Origin of the sequence: Streptococcus oralis (assembly GCF_001588645.1) — a bacterium.
Classification (GTDB): Bacteria; Bacillota; Bacilli; order Lactobacillales; family Streptococcaceae; genus Streptococcus; species Streptococcus oralis_AB.
This window is the reverse complement of sequence record NZ_LAYF01000055.1, coordinates 1-338: the sequence shown is the minus strand read 5'-3', so window position 1 is coordinate 338 and position 338 is coordinate 1. Positions and strand designations below refer to the sequence as shown.

1 protein-coding gene is annotated in these 338 nt (G+C 47.6%); it reads left to right on the top strand.

Annotated elements, in window-relative coordinates; all coding sequences use genetic code 11:
* The coding region (locus tag A0739_RS09810; protein ID WP_155718983.1) for an ATP-binding cassette domain-containing protein at positions 1 to 338 on the top strand (338 nt) is incomplete at both ends.

The following is a 338-nucleotide window of genomic DNA, read 5'->3' as shown; positions in this document are numbered from 1 at the left end:
ATTTTAGAAGATATTTCTTTCACAGCTAGAAGTGGTCGGATTACAGCTTTTCTAGGCCCAAATGGTGCAGGGAAAAGTTCGACCTTGAGGATTCTCTTGGGGTTAGATCGGGCGACGTCTGGGACTGCGACTTTTGATGGGCAAACCTATCAGTCAATGACCTATCCGCTCAGAACGGTATGTGCAGCCTTTGACGGCATTGGCGGTCTGCCAAATCGAAAGGTCTATGACCACTTGAGGATTATTGCGGCGAGTAATGCTATTCCCAAGTCTCGGATTGATGAGGTTTTGGAGATGACTGGAATCGCTCATAAGAGGAAGGACCTCTTGTCAAGCCT